This window comes from Bradyrhizobium sp. HKCCYLRH1034 (assembly GCF_051168375.1).
GTDB lineage: Bacteria > Pseudomonadota > Alphaproteobacteria > Rhizobiales > Xanthobacteraceae > Bradyrhizobium.
In genome coordinates this window covers 457,440-472,240 of record NZ_JBNPUW010000002.1, presented here as the reverse complement: position 1 = coordinate 472,240, position 14,801 = coordinate 457,440, and the positions used below count along the sequence as shown (strand labels likewise).

Below are 14,801 nucleotides of genomic sequence, written 5' to 3'. Positions count from 1 at the left end.
ATTAAGTCAATTTCGGTTTAGTGGCCCGTTAAACCGACCGCCAACTAAGTTATTTCATCATTGTACTTTGTAGGAAAGGACATCACCTTCGCGGCGAAAGAAGCAGGAGAATCTGATGTCCGGACGGTCTTCCCGCGAGCCAAAGCAGCACTGGTTGTTCGGTCTAGCCGCCTGCCTGTGGCCGGTCGCCTTTGCACTAGTAGGAATTTTCGGTAGCCTGCCGAAATCCACTGCCCAGGTCCTAGCGCGTGCTTTGCGCCTCTTGTGAATAGTTACGAGATCGAAATGGACGTCCCATGCCCATCCACCACATCCCCGCCCCACCCCACATCAAAGCCCCGCCGCTGTCGTTTGGCACCCGGATCGGCGACCTCCTCTTCATCTCCGGCATTCCCGGCTTCGACGCCCATGGCAACCTGCCCGACGACTTCGACGCGCAGTTCGCCAATGTCGTGACCAACTTCACTCGCGTCCTGATCGAAGGCGGCGCGACCATCCGCCAGTTGGTCAAGGTCAACGTGCTGCTGACGCGAGCCGCTGATGTCGCGACCATGAACCGACTCTATGCCGCGGCGTTCGGGCCGGCACCCTACCCCGCGCGCACCACCTGCGTGGTCGCAGCGCTGCCTGATCCGAAGATGTTGATCGAGATCGAGGGTGTCGCGGCGGTCGCGAAACGGTAGGGTGGGTTAGCGGACGGCAACCGACGATCTCTCCACGCTCGCACATGGCTGAACGCCGTTCGCGTAACCCACCATTCCAGGCGGCGGGTTACGCGCCCTGGCAAACATTCCCTCCGCGGTGAAATCGTCCCGCGGGCGCTAACCCGCCCTACGTTCTGCCCGATCCGAAGATGCTGATCGAGATCGAGGGTGTCGCGGCGCTCGTCGTAACGTGAGCTGGTCAGGCCGAGGGCGTTGCGCGATCCGCTTCGGCGCGCGCGAATGCCCCCCACCCGACCGTCGACCGACCTACGGCACGTTGATCTGCTTCCTGCTCGTGGCGCCGATCACTTCGATCCCCTTCTTGCCGCGCACGTGTGTGATGTCGAGGACAACGTGATACGGCGCGGTCTGCGGCAAGCCGATGCCGCTTTGGCAGCCGACCACCTCGATGCCCCAATATTCGGGTTGCCGGATATAGATCAGCGGATGCAATTCGACCTTCATCGTGACCCAGGGCTTGGTGCCGGTGACGATCAGGAAGTAGGTGTTCGGAACGATGCCAGGCACCACGGTCGCGCTGTCGAACGTGATGATCCTGCATGAGGTGGACTGAGGCAGAGCCTCGAAAGCCTTGATATGCGCTTCTTCCATGACAAGCTCCGTTGAAATGAAACTCAAAAATTGGCCGCGCTCAAACAATCGCGGATTTTAGACTTCAATTCCGCGATTTACAACCAATGATTGTCACTCCGTGTTGGTGACACCGACACCGTCGTGGACGCGCATTCACCCGTCTAGCGCCCCCACTCCAGAAGATGCTGATCGAGGGCGTCGCGGCGGCCGCGACACCGCAGGGTGGGCAAAGCCGCCGTCGGCGCTCGCAGAGCGGCGGCGGAGGCGCGCCCACCGCGGAGGGCATGGTGGGCACGCGTCAGCCGACGCGCGGCGATGCAGCGAGACGTCGCTTCGCCCACCCTACGGTTTTGCCGATGAGGCGACGGTCAATGACTATGATCGTCGTCCAGCGATCGTGCTGCCGATCAGCGGACGCCGCTCTGCCGTTCACGCGACCTCGAGGAGCGGAAGATGCCGGTCGAGCAACACGCCGTTGCGCTCCGCAGCAGCACCGCGAGTTTCCCTTCGCATCAGCTGCACTGACGCCGCCGTTTGCCGCCACCGCGGCGGCCTGCCTCATTCCGCCGCAACCCTGCGTCGTGATGGCCCCCGTCCTGCTATTTCGTCTCTTGCGGTCGATTTAAATTTTAAATAAGATTTAATAGTCCGAAACATTATCTCCGAAAATTTCACGATAGATGTTTTATTCATTGCCGATCCATGCCCTGTTGCGCCTCGCAGGCACCGCCACGGCGCCGTTGCGGGAGGCGATCCGGGAGGCCTTCCAGGCCCAGGTCTATCCGCTCGGCTACGTTCCCTCGCATGACGGCATGCGCGGGCTGATGACGCTGGGCGTCGTCACGGCGCATGTCTCCCACAGCCTCGTGCCGGGCGCGGTGCTCTATATCGACCTGTTCTTCGTCGCCAGCGCCTATTACATCACCGGCCTGCTGCTGCGGGACATCGACAAGCACGGCCACATCAGGTTCCGTCAGTTCTACGCCCGGCGCTTCGCCCGGATCGTGCCGCCGCTGCTCCTGATGCTCGCGGCCTATCTGCTGTTCACCTGGCTGCTGCGGCCGCCATTGCTGCCGGCGGTCGAGCGTGCCGCGATCGCGCTCTCCTACATTGCCAACTACTGGTACGTGCTCGATCCGAAGACGATCGAGGACATCGGCCACACCTGGACCCTGTCGACCGAGGAGCAGTTCTATCTGCTGTGGCCGCTGACCTTCGCCCTCCTGGTGAAGCGGTTCGGCGTGACCTGGCGGCTGGTCGGGGCCATCTGCGCCATTGCGGCCGCAATCTGGGCCTGGCGCGTGGCGCTGGTGATCGAGGGGACGGAGTGGCGTCGGCTCTACACCGCGTTCGATACCCGCGCCGATGCGCTGATGGCAGGCTGCGCCATGGCCGTCGTGCTCAGGCTGGTGCCGCAAGGCGCCCATCCCGCGCTCGATCGTCTGTGGCCTAAGCTCGCATGGCCGCTGTTGATCTACTGGATCATGGTCACCTTCCTGTTCTGGCCGGCGGACGGGCCGAGCATGAACTACTATCTGTTCGGCAGCATGGTGTGCGGCGTGCTTCCGGGCACCCTCGCGCTGACCATGCTGGGGCGGAGCCACGGCACGATCTGCCATCGCATCTTCGAATGGCCGGTGGCGATCTTCCTCGGCCGGATCTTCTACGGCATCTATCTCTGGCATCTGCCGATCCTGAACTTCCTCGACAGCTACGGCGTGTGGTGGCCGCTGCGGCTCGCGATCGGGCTGCCGCTGTCGATCGTGGCGGCGACGCTGTCCTACGCCTATCTCGAGCGCCACTTCCTGCGCCGGCGCGCGCAGCCGGTCACCTCGCCGCCGATCGTCACGGGCGCGTCTCCGGTGCTGGTTCCGGCAGCGAGCTTCGGCGCGGATCTCCGCTTCTCGTCGCATGCGAGCACCGAAGGCTTCCGCCCCTGAGCCGTGCGCCGAGGTCGCCGAAACGACCGCGCCAGCCCCGCAATCAAGTCGACGCGCCGAGCCTGCAGACCCGCCTCCCCTTCCGCCGGGATCATCAGGAGTGATCAGGTGACCACGATCGCGCGCTTTTGACGCACACGTTCTGCAGACTTGCCTTCAAAATGAACGAGACCGCTCCGACATAGGGCCACCCGCTGGCCGGGCCAGTTCGTTGCCGGAGTTGACGATGCCTCGTTTCACCACAATCTTTTTTGCTGCATCTCTCGCGGCCGCGCTGCTCGCCGCCGCGCCCGCCCAGGCCGGCTACTACATCATCCGCTGGGACAACACCGGCATCTGCCAGGTCTGGAGCGAGGCCTTCGCCTTCAAGCCGGTCGCATGGCCGTCGAGCTATCAGGTCATCAGCCGGCCGGTGCCGACGTTCAACGACGCCGTGACCCGGCAGATCAGGCTGCGCCAGCAGGGCCGCTGCACGCTGTGAGCCCGCGCGCGCCTTATGGCATCACGTGACGGCGGCAAGTCGTCGTTTCACATCCCGGACATCGCTGTGAATGACGGCACGCGCGGCTTGCGTTGCGCGCGCTTTTGTCGCACCACTTTGGCCTTGGTCCGGCCGCAAGGCCGGTGGCCCGCGCGGGCGGGCGATTGTCGTTGTTTTGTTTGAGGAGATTGATGATGCGTCGCCTGACCACGCTCGCCGCCGCCGCGGCCATTGCAGCCGCCTCGATCGTGCCCACCGCCTTCGCCGCGCCTGCGCCCAAGTCCGGCTACTACGTGATCCGCTGGGACAACACCGGCATCTGCCAGATCTGGAACACCGAGCTGCAGTCGAAGCCGGTGGAGTGGCCGTCGACCTACAAGATCGTGTCCAAGCCGGTGCCGACCTTCGTCGAGGCGACCAACATCCAGCTCAAGCTGCGCGACGAGCGCCGCTGCTTCCTGTAAGCGGCGTTCGCACGCAGTCGTACATGGCGGCGGTCAAGCTGCGCTGACTGCGCTCGCCTGCATCGGCACGAAGCCGGGCAGGTCGGCGATCCGCGCCAGCCATGCCTGCACGTTGGGGTACGGCGTCAGCGATACGCCGCCTTCGGGCGCATGCGCGGTGTAACTATAGAGCGCGACGTCGGCGATGGTCGGCGTCGCGCCGGTCAGATAGGGTCGCGCGGCAAGTTCGCATTCCATCACCCCGAACAGGCTGTTGGCGAGCTGGTGCGCCCGCGCCATGTCCAGCGGCACGCCGAACAAGGTCGCAACCCGCGCCGCCGCCGGGCCGAACGCGAGCGGACCGGCCGCGGCCGACAGCCAGCGCTGGACCTGGGCCTGGCCGAGCGGATCGCGCGGCAGCCACGTGCCGGAGCCGTCATAGCGGCCGGCGAGATAGACCAGGATCGCATTGGAATCGGGGATCACGGCATCGCCGTCGACCAGCACCGGCACCTGGCCGAACGGATTGAGCGCGAGGAAGTCCGGCCGCTTGTGCGCGCCGCCCTTGAGGTCGACCTCGACGAGCTCGCAAGGCAGGCCGAGCAGGCTCAGCATCAGCCGCGCGCGATGCGCGTGGCCGGAGAGGGCGAAATAGTACAGACGACGTTGCGACATCAGGTGCTCCCGTGGCTCCGCGTCACCTAGACCAGGGACGCCGCAGCAACAATGCGGCCTCCCTGCAACAGGCTGTTGCAGCGGCTGCAACAATGCGACAACGCCAGCCATGAACCGCCTGCCCGACCAGCTCCAGCCCGGCCTGCGCCTCGTCTTCGTCGGCACCGCCGCGAGCGAACGCTCGGCGGCGACCGGGCACTACTACGCCCATCCCGGCAACCGTTTCTGGCGCACGCTGTTCGCGGTCGGCCTGACACCGCGGCTGTACCAGCCGCAGGAATTTCCGGCGCTGCTGTCGCTCGGCATCGGCTTCACCGATCTGTGCAAGCTGGGCGCGGGCATGGACCATGTCGCGCTGAAGGCCGGCGTCGACGCCGCCGGTTTCGCCGCAAAGATCCGACACCATCGCCCGGCAACCGTCGCCTTCACCAGCAAGAAGGCCGCGAGCCTGTTTTATGGCAAGCCGACCGGCACGATTGCGCTGGGGCGGCAGCCGGAGCGGGATGGCTTTCCGACAACGTTCGTGCTCGCCTCTCCGTCCGGTGCGGCGTCTGGCGCGTGGACGTTGCAGCCGTGGCAGGAGCTGGCAGCGCATGTGGCTTGCGCTTCCGGAACTCTGGTCATCCGAGATCGTCTCGATTGAGGCGGAAGGCCGCGGAGGACTGGATGCCCCGCCGACGCGGGACATGACGGTCCAAGGTGCCGCGCTCTGGCTCGCGCTCGCAAGTGCAGCGGATCGAGCTCCGCCGCAGCTCAACATGCAGGCGTCATCGTCCGCGAAGGCGGACGATCCAGTACGCGAAGGCGGCGCGATCGCATGAAATGCCGCGGCGTCGCCATGCCTCGCGCGATCAACAACCGGTTTGCCCGACAGGCAATCACCGCATGCGCACCATGCACTAACTGCCCGTCGTGTTAGTTTGTCGCACGTCCGCGCGCTTGCCATGTCGGGCAAATCAGGACGATGTTTCCGCTCAACCCGCCTCATGCAGAGGGACGTACGCGTCGTCACGATACGTGGAGGTGGGCCGCGGTGGACGTGATCGCTGCGCCCGACGAGCGCGGCTGTCACGTACGGTGAAGTCGTGATGTCCTGATACCCCGAAGCTGGTATCACGTGCGTGCTCATGCGGAAGCGTGACGCGTGCAATGGCGGCCAACAAGCCGGCGCGCCAGGGAGACCACGTATAAGCCGTCAGACCATGCGCGCAGGGAAGGCCGGGATGTCTCCGCCGAACCTGTGGTTCTGCCGCGTGCTTATCTGTTGCACGCGGACCATGGGAGCGGCGAGCTCCCGGCCTTCCCCGCCCCTCTCAATTTTCGATGGGGCTCGTACGATGCATCCCTCGCGCACGCGATGCGGCGAGAACGCGGACTTATGAGCAGGAGTGAGGGAGAGAGATGGTGTTGGCAGTGCTCAGCACGCAACGACGGTCCTCGCCCGCGCAGGCGGGCGATGACACCTGTTGTGAGTTGCTACGCAGCCACGATGACGACGACGATGACGCAACTACCTGATCGTGATCGCGAGCCCGGACAGATCGACGTTCGCCAAGAGGCCGATCTGTTCACCCGAGAGTTCCAGCACCGCGCCCTTCTGGTTGGTCAGCACGATGCCGCGCACGCCGCGGCCGACGGCGAGGCCCGCGCCGGCGGCGCCGTAGACGCCCTCGACGTCGGACGGACGCCAGATGTTGCTGACGCGGCCGCGCAGCACCGTGCGCGAGCCGCCGAACACCAGGCCCCAGTCGAGGCCGCCGGTCGACAGCGGATAGGCGCGGCCGTGGAAGTTCAACACGCCGCTGCCGCCGGAGCCGCCGATGATCCACCCCGCCTTGTAGATGGTCAGCGTAATGAAGCCGCCATCCGCGTGCGCCGTGGCCGGAATGACGGCGCCGCAAGCAGCCGTCAGTGCCACCAGCAGACCGCGAAGCGAGGATGCAATTGTCATGGATGAAGTCTCCAGCGAAGTGAATTTGGGCTTGAGGTCATTCGATGGCCGTGTGTGACGATCGTGCCCCACCAAGCGAATCGATCGGGCCGAATTTAGCCCTTTGCGCGGCACCGCGCATGCGCCGCCGCCGGTGTGTTCGAAATGACGCGCTCTCACCGCAGGAATTTGGCAATGCAAACGGCCCGCCGCCGACATTGACGATGGCTGTCGGAGGGCATGCCGACCGGGCGGGCCGTGATGTGCCGCCGGCCGCCGGCCGCCGGCGAAATGGGTCGAGACCCGCGCAGAACCAAGGCGATTTCAGGGTATTTGGCGCGTGCAAGGCGGCCGGACGCCGCCGTTAAGGCCCCATTAACCTTGTCCGACCACGGTGATTTACGGGCTGGATGTTTAGTTGGTCTCGATGTTTACGCGTCGTCTCTCGTGCGGCGCGGGCGTTGATCGGGAGGAGTTATGTCGCAAGAGTTGTCATCCGAAGCCGCAAGTCCGTCACTCGTGCCGCTTGCCATGCCACCGTCGCGCTCCGCGGCGGAGGTCCTACCGCTGTTGATCGGCACGCCCTTGTCCGAGATCGAGCGCGAGCTGATCGTGCAGACCCTGGCGCGCTGCAACGGCAATCGTACCCACGCCGCAAGGCTGCTCGGCATGCCCGTGCGTACCTTGCGCAACAAGATCCGCATCTACACGGCCGACGGCATCGCGGTGCCGGCCTATTCGGCCTGATCCGACGGCGGCCACGCGATATCCCATCGCGTGGAACTCATCAGGATGCGGCGCCGATTGATGTTGATCAATCGGCCTCGCAGCCCTGCTGCAATTGCTGCCGTCGTCGCGGCTCTGTTAGGCTTCGCTGCGAATCAAAGACGTGTAGCGGAGTTGCGGTAGTGGCAAGGAATCCGGCCGGACGCGGCCTGCAGGGCCCGGTGGGTCCACGTGGCCCGCAAGGGCAGCCCGGGCGGCGCGGACCGGATGGTCAGCGCGGCAAGCCCGGTCCCGACGGCAAGGCGGGTCCGCAAGGCAGGCCCGGTCCGCAGGGGCCCCGCGGCGAGGCCGGTCCGCCAGGCAAGCCGGGACCTGCCGGACCGCAAGGTCCGCAGGGCGAGCCGGGAGCGCCAGGCACGCTGCCGACCATCGATCAGCTGATGCCCTGGCTGGAGCAGATCTTCGCCGCCTATGACGACTACAAGCGCAACCGCGATCGCGAGGCGCATGAGCGTGAGGCCGAGCTGGTGGCGGTGCGCGACATCTTCGCCGCCACCACGCATGACGATGCACTGGACGAGGCCTTCGAGGACGACGATCCGCACGACATCGACCTCCCGAAGAAGAAGAAAAAGAAGAAGGGCAAGAAAAAGAAGAAGCACGACAAGCACGCCCAGGGGCGCGGCGACCACGACGACGAGGGTTTCTGAGCTTCGCCCTCCGTCAGGGCACGATAGGCCTCAGCGCGGGCCGAACCGGGCCGCCGAGCGTTCCCGCGCCTTGGCCGCCTCGATCTCGCGGTCGCGCGGCGGCGCCTGGGTCTGCAGCGAGGTCAGGAGCCGCCGCGCGGCGTCGGCCACCTCCTCGACCGCGCGGGCGAAGGCGGCCTCGTTGGCCTGGGAGGGCGCGTTGAAGCCGGACAGCTTGCGCACGAATTGCAGGGCCGAGGCCTGAATTTCAGCCTCCGTCGCCGGCGGCTCGAAATTGAACAGCGTCTTGATGTTGCGGCACATGATGAGTCCCATCAATACGGTACTGAACCAGGTCGCAGACCGTGCTATCATGCCTCCGACGCGGCCGGAAGAGTCGCGCATGATCAGGGGGAGTCCATGTTTCGACCGCTTGCCGCCGTTCTTGCCGCCGTCGTCGTTGTTTGCGCGCCGGCCCGCGCCGCCGACTATCCCGCCCCGAAGCAGGGCGACTTCGTCGTCAAGGATTTCAAGTTCCACACCGGCGAGACGCTGCCGGAGCTGAGGCTGCACTATACGACCGTCGGCGAGCCGACCGGGCAGCCGGTGCTGGTGCTGCATGGCACCGGCGGCTCAGGCGGAAGCATGCTGGTGCCGACCTTCGCCGGCGAATTGTTCGGAAAGGACCAGCCGCTCGACGCAACCAAGTACTACATCATCATCCCCGACAGCATCGGCCACGGCAAATCGTCAAAACCCTCCGACGGGCTGAAGACGAAATTTCCCGCCTATGACTATGCCGACATGGTCGACGCGCAGCACCGCCTGCTGACCGAGGGGCTCGGCATCAAGCACCTGCGGCTTGTGATCGGCAATTCGATGGGCGGCATGCATAGCTGGGTGTGGGCCACGCGCTATCCGGACTTCATGGACGTCGCGGTGCCGATGGCCTCGCAGCCGACCGAAATGGCGGCCCGCAACTGGATGCTGCGCCGGCTGATGCTGGAGACGATCCGCAACGATCCCGACTACAACGGCGGCAACTACACCGCGCAGCCGCGCATGATGAAATACGCCGTCACGGCCTACGCCACCGCCTCGGCCGGCGGCACCATCGCCTACCAGCTCGCGGCACCGACCGCCGCCAAGGCCGACAAGCTGGTCGAGGAGCGCCTCGCCACGCCGATCCCCGCCGACGCCAACGACTTCATCTATCAGTGGGACTCCTCGCACGACTACAATCCGTCCGTCGATCTCGACAAGATCAAGGCGACCGTGATGCTGATCAACTCGGCCGACGACGAGCGCAATCCGCCGGAGACGGGCGTCACGGTCGACGCGATGAAGCGCGTCGCCAACGGCAAGCTCTTCCTCATCCCGACCTCGGCCGAGACGCGCGGCCACCTGACCACCGGAAATGCGAAGTTCTACGCCGAGCCGCTGCGCGAATTGCTGGCGACGGCGCCGCAGCGCGGCATGTAGATCGGCAGAGGGAGCGAACGAATGCGCAGGACGATGCTGGCCGCTGTCACGATCGGCTCGTTCGCCTGCGCGACCGTCGCGGCCGCCTTCGACAACGGGCAGTTCGACAACGTCCCGTCCGATATCCGCGCGTGGTTCAAGAGCGTGATCGCCCCGAACGGCGTGCCATGCTGCGATGTCTCCGACGGCCACCGCACCACCTATGACGTCCGTGACGGCACCTATTGGGTACCGATCGAAGGCCGGCGGATGCCGGTGCCGGAACGCGCCATCATCCGCGACCGCGGCAACCCGATCGGCGAAGCCGTGGTGTGGTACGTCCATCACCGCGGCGACATCATCATCAGCTGTTTCGTTCCCGCGGATGCGGTATGACGCGCATGTGCGCCATCTGACTGTGACTGCTGCGAGTCGTTGGCGACAAGACAGGTCTCAAGCGAGATTTTCAGCTCGGCTCGCGGGCTCGTGACCGGACCCTGTTGACGCAGCTCAACAAATACGGAAATTGGCCGAAATAGTGTGCAGAATGCGTCATGCATGAACGCGAAGATTCCTGATCGAAATGCCCAAGCGATTGTTTTTCCGGTCCGCAGGCCGTCTGGCCCGCGCGTCTCTCGCGCTGGCTCTCGTCGTCGCGCCCTGCGCTGCGTTGGCCGATGATGAGCTGAAGCTCACGCCAAGCCAGGCGCAGAACCTCGGCGTGCGCGTGACGCATCCGATCTCCAGCCGGATGGACCGGACGCTGCCTTATCCCGCGCAGATCGTCATTCCCACGCCTCAACTATGGGTCGTCAGCGCGCCGGTTGCGGGGATGATCACCAACCTCGCCGTTGCCCGCGGCGATCGCGTGACCGTCGGACAGCCGCTGCTCACGCTGGAGAGTCCGAGCTTCGTCTCGCTCCAGCGCGATTACCTGCACGCGCTGGCCCAGGAGGGACTCGCGGCTCAGCAGTTGAAGCGCAACGCCGACCTGTTCGAAGGCAAGGCCATCCCGCAACGCGTGCTGGAGTCGAGCCAGGCCGAAGCGCGCCAGGCCAGCATCGTCGTCGCCGAACGACGGCAGATGCTGCACATCAGCGGGCTGTCGGACGAAGCGATCGCCCGGCTCAGCAATGAGGCGGCGATCAGCGCGACACTCACCGTGACGGCGCCACGCGCCGCGTCCGTGGTCGAGATCGCGGTATCGCCGGGCCAGCGCCTTGAGCAGGCCGCGTCCCTGGTAAAGCTTGCACGGCTGTCGCCGCTATGGGCCGAGATCGCGATCCCCGCGACCAACATCGGCGCCATCAAGACCGGCGCCAAGGTCGACATCGAAGGCTATGCGACACCGGGCCAGGTCATCCTGGTGTCCGAGACGACAGATGCCGCCACGCAGACCATTCTCGTCCGCGCCGAGATTCCAAACAACGGTGAGCTGCATTCCGGACAGATGGCGGCCGCTCGCATCGGCTTCATCTCGGCAGGCGAAAGCGCATGGGAGATTCCCTATAGCGGCCTCGTCCGTCGCGGCGAGCAGACCTCGGTGTTCGTCGCCACGGAAGGCGGTTTCCGGCTCGTCCCCGTGACGCTGCTCGCGGAGGATCAGGATCACGTCGTCATCGCCGGCCCCCTCACGGACAAGGACGAGATCGCCGTCGGCGGCATCTCGGCGCTGCGCGGCATCCTCTCGCGACTGGGGCAGTAGATGCTGCAGCGGCTTGTCGCATTCGCGCTGTCGCAGCGGCTCTTCGTCATCCTGAGCACGCTGCTGGTGATCGGCGCTGGCGCCGTCGTCCTGCCGAGCCTGCCGATCGATGCCTTTCCGGACGTCTCGCCGGTCCAGGTGAAGATCATCATGAAGGCCCCCGGTCTGACGCCGGAAGAGGTCGAGCAGCGCATCACGGTCCCGATCGAGCTGGAGCTGCTCGGATTGCCGAACAAGAAGATCCTGCGCTCGGCGACGAAATATGCGCTGGCCGACATCACCGTCGACTTCGAGGACGGCACCGACATCTACTGGGCCCGCAATCAGGTCTCGGAGCGGCTCTCCAACATTTCGCGCGACTTCCCCGAGGGCGTGAGCGGCGGCCTTGCGCCGATCACGAGTCCGCTCGGCGAGATGTTCATGTTCACGATCGACAGTCCCGATCTGTCGCTGGCCGAGCGCCGGACCTTGCTTGACTGGGTCATCCGCCCGGCCCTGCGCACCGTGCCCGGGGTTGCCGACGTCAACGCGCTCGGCGGCTATGTTCGCGCCTTCGAAATCGTGCCGCGGAACGATGCGCTGGCGGCGCGCGGCATCTCGTCCGAGCTGTTTCGCAAAGCCATCGAGGCCAACAGCCGCAACGACGGTGCCGGGCGGGTCAACCAGGGCGAGGACAGCGCGCTGGTCCGCATCGAGGGCAGCATCCGCGGCATCGACGACATCCGCGCGATCATCGTCGACACCCGCGACGGAATCCCGATCCGGGTCAGCGACGTCGCGCGGGTCAAGATCGGCGCCCTCACCCGCTATGGCGCCGTCACGAAAGACGGCAAGGGCGAGACCGTCGAGGGGCTCGTGCTCGGCTTGCGCGGCGCCAACGCCGGACAATTGGTGCGCGACGTTCGGGCGCGGCTGGATGAGCTGAAGCCGTCGCTACCGAGCAGCGTCACCATCAACGTGTTCTACGACCGCAGCCGGCTGGTCAACCGCGCCGTCGGCACGGTGGTGCGGGCGCTGGGCGAAGCCACGGTGCTCGTCGTCGTGCTGCTGCTGCTGTTCCTCGGCAATTGGCGCGCCTCGCTGGTGATTGCGCTCAGCCTGCCGCTCGCGATCGTGATGGCGCTGATCGTGATGCGGGCTGTCGGCATGTCCGCCAACCTGATGAGTCTCGGCGGCCTTGCGATCGCCATCGGCATGCTGATCGACGCGCTGGTCGTGGTGGTCGAGAACATCGTCGGCAATCTCGCAAAGCACGATCACGCAAGCACCACGCCGCTGATCCACATCGTCTACCGCTCGGTCTGCGAGGTTCTGCAGCCGGTCGCCTCGGGCGTCCTGATCATCATCATCGTGTTCGTTCCGCTGCTGACCTTGCAGGGGCTGGAGGGCAAACTCTTCATTCCGGTCGCGCTGGCGATCATCTTCGCCCTGGCCGCGTCGCTGCTGCTGGCGCTGACGGTGCTTCCGGTCGCAACATCCTTCGTGCTCACATCCGCGTCGCATGACGATCCATTGCTGATCCGCGCAGCGCAGCGCGTCTATGCGCCCGCGCTCGACTGGGCGCTCGGCAACGAGCGCAAGGTGATCATAGCGGCGCTGGTCAGCCTCGTTGCCGCGGGATATGGCTACACCCGGCTGGGCAAGACCTTCATGCCGACGATGGACGAAGGCGACGTCATCGTCAGCGTGGAGACGCTGCCATCCGTCAATCTCGACGAGTCCCTCGCCATCAATGCCCGGCTGCAGACGGCCCTGATGAAGGTGCCCGACGTCGCCGGCATCATCGCGCGCACCGGCTCCGACGAGCTCGGGCTCGATCCGATGGGCCCCAATCAGACCGACACGTTCCTGGTGCTCAAGCCGGCAGACCAGCGGCAGACCAGCGACCGGGATGTCCTGCTCGAGACGCTTCGCGAGGTCCTGACCGGCTTCCCCGGCGTCTCGCTCAGCTTCACGCAGCCCATCGACATGCGCGTGCAGGAGATGATCAGCGGCGTCCGCGGCGATGTCGCGGTCAAGATCTTCGGCCCGGACATCACCAAGCTCAACGAGATCGCAGCGAAGCTGTCGGCGATTCTATCCGATATCGATGGAGCCCAGGACGTCTACACGACCCTCAACGAAGGCGCGCAGTACTACACGATCGTCGTCAACCGGATGGAGGCGGGCCGGCTCGGGCTCACGGTGGACTCGATCTCGGCCTCCCTGCGCACGCAGATCGAAGGCCGAACGATCGGCACCGCGCTCGAGGAGGGACGCCGGACGCCGATCCTGGTCCGCGGCGGCGAGGCCACCCGGCAGGCGCCGACGATGCTGGCGGCGCTGCCGCTGACGCTTGCGTCCGGCCAGCATGTTGCGCTCTCGCAGGTCGCACGCATCCAGCGGGTCGATGGCCCGGTGAAGATCGATCGTGAGGACGGCAACCGCATGAGCGTGGTTCGCAGCAATGTTCGCGGCCGCGACATGGTCGGTTTCGTCCAGGCGGCTCAGCAAAGGGTCGCAGCCGAGCTGCCGCTGCCGTCCGGCTATCGGCTGACATGGGGCGGGCAGTTCGAGAACCAGCAACGTGCGGCCGCGCGTCTGTCGGTCGTGGTGCCGGTCGCGATCGGCTTGATCTTCGTGCTGCTCTTCACCACGTTCGGCTCGGTGCGCCAGGCCCTGCTCGTCCTCGTCAACATTCCGTTTGCGCTGATCGGCGGCGTGTTCGCGCTGGTCTCGAGCGGTGAATACCTCTCCGTTCCAGCCTCCGTCGGCTTCATCGCACTGCTCGGAATCGCCGTGCTCAATGGTGTCGTGCTGGTGTCTTATTTCAACCAGTTGCGCGCTCACGGGGTCCCCGAGCAGCGCATCGTGGTCGAAGGCGCCAAGCGCAGGCTGCGGCCTGTGCTGATGACGGCGAGCATCACGGCGCTGGGTTTGATCCCGCTGCTGTTTGCATCGGGGCCAGGATCGGAGGTCCAGCGTCCGCTCGCGATCGTCGTGATCGGCGGCCTGCTGTCGTCCACGCTGCTGACGCTGATCCTGTTGCCGATCCTGTATCGCCGCTACGGCGCCGCTGCGAAGGAAGCCACATGAGCAGCCAAGCCGTCTGCCTGACCCTGATCGTGCCGGATGCGCTTCACAGCGAGGTGCTCGACCATCTGAGCGAGCAGACCGATCTCGTGACGGGCTTCACCGCCTCGGAAGCAGCCGGACACGGTGCGCGCGTCCGGCTGCGGAGCGCTGCAGAGCGGGTGAAAGGACATGCCGACGAGGTCGTCGTGCGGATCGTGTTGGCGGAAGAGGATCTCGAGCGGCTTCTCGAGCGGCTCAGAAGCGCGTTTGCGGGAACGCAACTCGTCTATTGGGTCGTACCCGTCACTGCCTTCGGCATCATCGCGTGAGCGGGTTCGACGTCAGGGGCGGTCGATTCAAGGCTTGAAACACCAGCCCTGAATCGCCTCCCGTTCCGAA

Annotated in this window: 16 protein-coding genes; 12 read left to right on the top strand and 4 right to left on the bottom strand. The window is 65.6% G+C overall.

Annotated features, from left to right (window positions below):
- Window positions 1-296 precede the first annotated feature (296 nt).
- Window positions 297-683: a RidA family protein gene (locus tag ACQR0W_RS05995; RefSeq protein ID WP_316171686.1), complete on the top strand. Its 387-nt coding sequence runs from the start codon at window positions 297-299 to the stop codon at window positions 681-683.
- A gap of 288 nt (window positions 684-971) precedes the next feature.
- Here ACQR0W_RS05995 and ACQR0W_RS05990 read toward each other — a convergent pair whose 3' ends face one another.
- Window positions 972-1,316, bottom strand: a complete 345-nt coding sequence (locus ACQR0W_RS05990) for a hypothetical protein (RefSeq protein ID WP_316171685.1) — start codon at window positions 1,314-1,316, stop codon at window positions 972-974.
- Between the two features lie 662 nt (window positions 1,317-1,978).
- On the opposite strand from ACQR0W_RS05990, the gene ACQR0W_RS05985 reads away from it, so the two are divergent.
- From ACQR0W_RS05985 to ACQR0W_RS05975, 3 genes are all read left to right on the top strand, one after another.
- Complete coding sequence (locus ACQR0W_RS05985) at window positions 1,979-3,238, top strand: acyltransferase family protein (RefSeq protein ID WP_316171684.1); 1,260 nt, start codon at window positions 1,979-1,981, stop codon at window positions 3,236-3,238.
- A 226-nt stretch (window positions 3,239-3,464) separates the two neighbouring features.
- Entirely contained in the window at window positions 3,465-3,719 is a 255-nt protein-coding gene (locus ACQR0W_RS05980) for a hypothetical protein (RefSeq protein WP_315717825.1), read from the top strand.
- A gap of 194 nt (window positions 3,720-3,913) precedes the next feature.
- A complete protein-coding gene (locus tag ACQR0W_RS05975) occupies window positions 3,914-4,183 on the top strand; it encodes a hypothetical protein (protein WP_315827115.1) in 270 nt (89 codons plus the stop codon).
- Window positions 4,184-4,216: 33 nt separating this feature from the next.
- Here the strand turns inward: ACQR0W_RS05975 and ACQR0W_RS05970 are convergent, their stop codons facing one another.
- Window positions 4,217-4,837, bottom strand: a complete 621-nt coding sequence (locus ACQR0W_RS05970; protein WP_315717828.1) for a glutathione S-transferase family protein — start codon at window positions 4,835-4,837, stop codon at window positions 4,217-4,219.
- 109 nt (window positions 4,838-4,946) lie between these two features.
- Here ACQR0W_RS05970 and ACQR0W_RS05965 point away from each other — a divergent pair, with 109 nt between their 5' ends.
- On the top strand, window positions 4,947-5,480 hold the full coding sequence (locus tag ACQR0W_RS05965) for a mismatch-specific DNA-glycosylase (protein WP_316171683.1): 534 nt from the start codon (window positions 4,947-4,949) through the stop codon (window positions 5,478-5,480).
- An 867-nt stretch (window positions 5,481-6,347) separates the two neighbouring features.
- Here ACQR0W_RS05965 and ACQR0W_RS05960 read toward each other — a convergent pair.
- Entirely contained in the window at window positions 6,348-6,788 is a 441-nt protein-coding gene (locus tag ACQR0W_RS05960; RefSeq protein ID WP_315717830.1) for a hypothetical protein, read from the bottom strand.
- A 456-nt stretch (window positions 6,789-7,244) separates the two neighbouring features.
- Between ACQR0W_RS05960 and ACQR0W_RS05955 the strand changes: the two genes are divergently transcribed.
- Together ACQR0W_RS05955 and ACQR0W_RS05950 are read left to right on the top strand one after the other, a co-directional pair.
- Complete coding sequence (locus ACQR0W_RS05955; RefSeq protein ID WP_315717831.1) at window positions 7,245-7,514, top strand: helix-turn-helix domain-containing protein; 270 nt, start codon at window positions 7,245-7,247, stop codon at window positions 7,512-7,514.
- Window positions 7,515-7,675: 161 nt separating this feature from the next.
- On the top strand, window positions 7,676-8,203 hold the full coding sequence (locus tag ACQR0W_RS05950; RefSeq protein ID WP_315827118.1) for a collagen-like protein: 528 nt from the start codon (window positions 7,676-7,678) through the stop codon (window positions 8,201-8,203).
- Window positions 8,204-8,233: 30 nt separating this feature from the next.
- Here ACQR0W_RS05950 and ACQR0W_RS05945 read toward each other — a convergent pair whose 3' ends face one another.
- Window positions 8,234-8,506 (bottom strand): DUF2277 domain-containing protein, encoded by a 273-nt coding sequence (locus tag ACQR0W_RS05945; protein WP_315717862.1) that lies wholly within the window; start codon window positions 8,504-8,506, stop codon window positions 8,234-8,236.
- 96 nt (window positions 8,507-8,602) lie between these two features.
- Between ACQR0W_RS05945 and ACQR0W_RS05940 the strand changes: the two genes are divergently transcribed.
- The 5 genes from ACQR0W_RS05940 (at window position 8,603) to ACQR0W_RS05920 (ending at window position 14,731) form a co-directional block, all read left to right on the top strand.
- Window positions 8,603-9,664 (top strand): alpha/beta fold hydrolase, encoded by a 1,062-nt coding sequence (locus ACQR0W_RS05940; RefSeq protein WP_434840601.1) that lies wholly within the window; start codon window positions 8,603-8,605, stop codon window positions 9,662-9,664.
- Between the two features lie 21 nt (window positions 9,665-9,685).
- Complete coding sequence (locus ACQR0W_RS05935) at window positions 9,686-10,039, top strand: hypothetical protein (protein WP_434840600.1); 354 nt, start codon at window positions 9,686-9,688, stop codon at window positions 10,037-10,039.
- 187 nt (window positions 10,040-10,226) lie between these two features.
- The gene (locus ACQR0W_RS05930) at window positions 10,227-11,348 is read left to right on the top strand and encodes an efflux RND transporter periplasmic adaptor subunit (protein ID WP_434840599.1); all 1,122 of its coding nucleotides are present in this window, start codon (window positions 10,227-10,229) and stop codon (window positions 11,346-11,348) included.
- Window positions 11,349-14,423: an efflux RND transporter permease subunit gene (locus ACQR0W_RS05925; protein WP_316191919.1), complete on the top strand. Its 3,075-nt coding sequence runs from the start codon at window positions 11,349-11,351 to the stop codon at window positions 14,421-14,423.
- Window positions 14,420-14,731 carry a DUF3240 family protein gene (locus ACQR0W_RS05920; protein WP_316173032.1) on the top strand — a complete coding sequence of 104 codons (312 nt, stop codon included), beginning with the start codon at window positions 14,420-14,422 and terminating at the stop codon, window positions 14,729-14,731. Before ACQR0W_RS05925 ends, ACQR0W_RS05920 begins: the two co-directional genes overlap by 4 nt.
- The last annotated feature ends 70 nt before the right edge of the window (window positions 14,732-14,801 follow it).

Excerpts from the sequence above, each read along its gene's own strand:
- ACQR0W_RS05935 (WP_434840600.1), top strand. The coding sequence starts at position 9,686 with ATGCGCAGGACGATGCTGGCCGCTGTCACGATCGGCTCGTTCGCCTGC.
- ACQR0W_RS05965 (WP_316171683.1), top strand. The coding sequence starts at position 4,947 with ATGAACCGCCTGCCCGACCAGCTCCAGCCCGGCCTGCGCCTCGTCTTC.
- ACQR0W_RS05960 (WP_315717830.1), bottom strand. The coding sequence starts at position 6,788 with ATGACAATTGCATCCTCGCTTCGCGGTCTGCTGGTGGCACTGACGGCT.
- ACQR0W_RS05920 (WP_316173032.1), top strand. The coding sequence starts at position 14,420 with ATGAGCAGCCAAGCCGTCTGCCTGACCCTGATCGTGCCGGATGCGCTT.
- ACQR0W_RS05990 (WP_316171685.1), bottom strand. The coding sequence starts at position 1,316 with ATGGAAGAAGCGCATATCAAGGCTTTCGAGGCTCTGCCTCAGTCCACC.
- ACQR0W_RS05985 (WP_316171684.1), top strand. The coding sequence starts at position 1,979 with ATGTTTTATTCATTGCCGATCCATGCCCTGTTGCGCCTCGCAGGCACC.
- ACQR0W_RS05980 (WP_315717825.1), top strand. The coding sequence starts at position 3,465 with ATGCCTCGTTTCACCACAATCTTTTTTGCTGCATCTCTCGCGGCCGCG.
- ACQR0W_RS05995 (WP_316171686.1), top strand. The coding sequence starts at position 297 with ATGCCCATCCACCACATCCCCGCCCCACCCCACATCAAAGCCCCGCCG.
- ACQR0W_RS05945 (WP_315717862.1), bottom strand. The coding sequence starts at position 8,506 with ATGTGCCGCAACATCAAGACGCTGTTCAATTTCGAGCCGCCGGCGACG.
- ACQR0W_RS05970 (WP_315717828.1), bottom strand. The coding sequence starts at position 4,837 with ATGTCGCAACGTCGTCTGTACTATTTCGCCCTCTCCGGCCACGCGCAT.
- ACQR0W_RS05975 (WP_315827115.1), top strand. The coding sequence starts at position 3,914 with ATGCGTCGCCTGACCACGCTCGCCGCCGCCGCGGCCATTGCAGCCGCC.
- ACQR0W_RS05930 (WP_434840599.1), top strand. The coding sequence starts at position 10,227 with ATGCCCAAGCGATTGTTTTTCCGGTCCGCAGGCCGTCTGGCCCGCGCG.
- ACQR0W_RS05940 (WP_434840601.1), top strand. The coding sequence starts at position 8,603 with ATGTTTCGACCGCTTGCCGCCGTTCTTGCCGCCGTCGTCGTTGTTTGC.
- ACQR0W_RS05955 (WP_315717831.1), top strand. The coding sequence starts at position 7,245 with ATGTCGCAAGAGTTGTCATCCGAAGCCGCAAGTCCGTCACTCGTGCCG.
- ACQR0W_RS05925 (WP_316191919.1), top strand. The coding sequence starts at position 11,349 with ATGCTGCAGCGGCTTGTCGCATTCGCGCTGTCGCAGCGGCTCTTCGTC.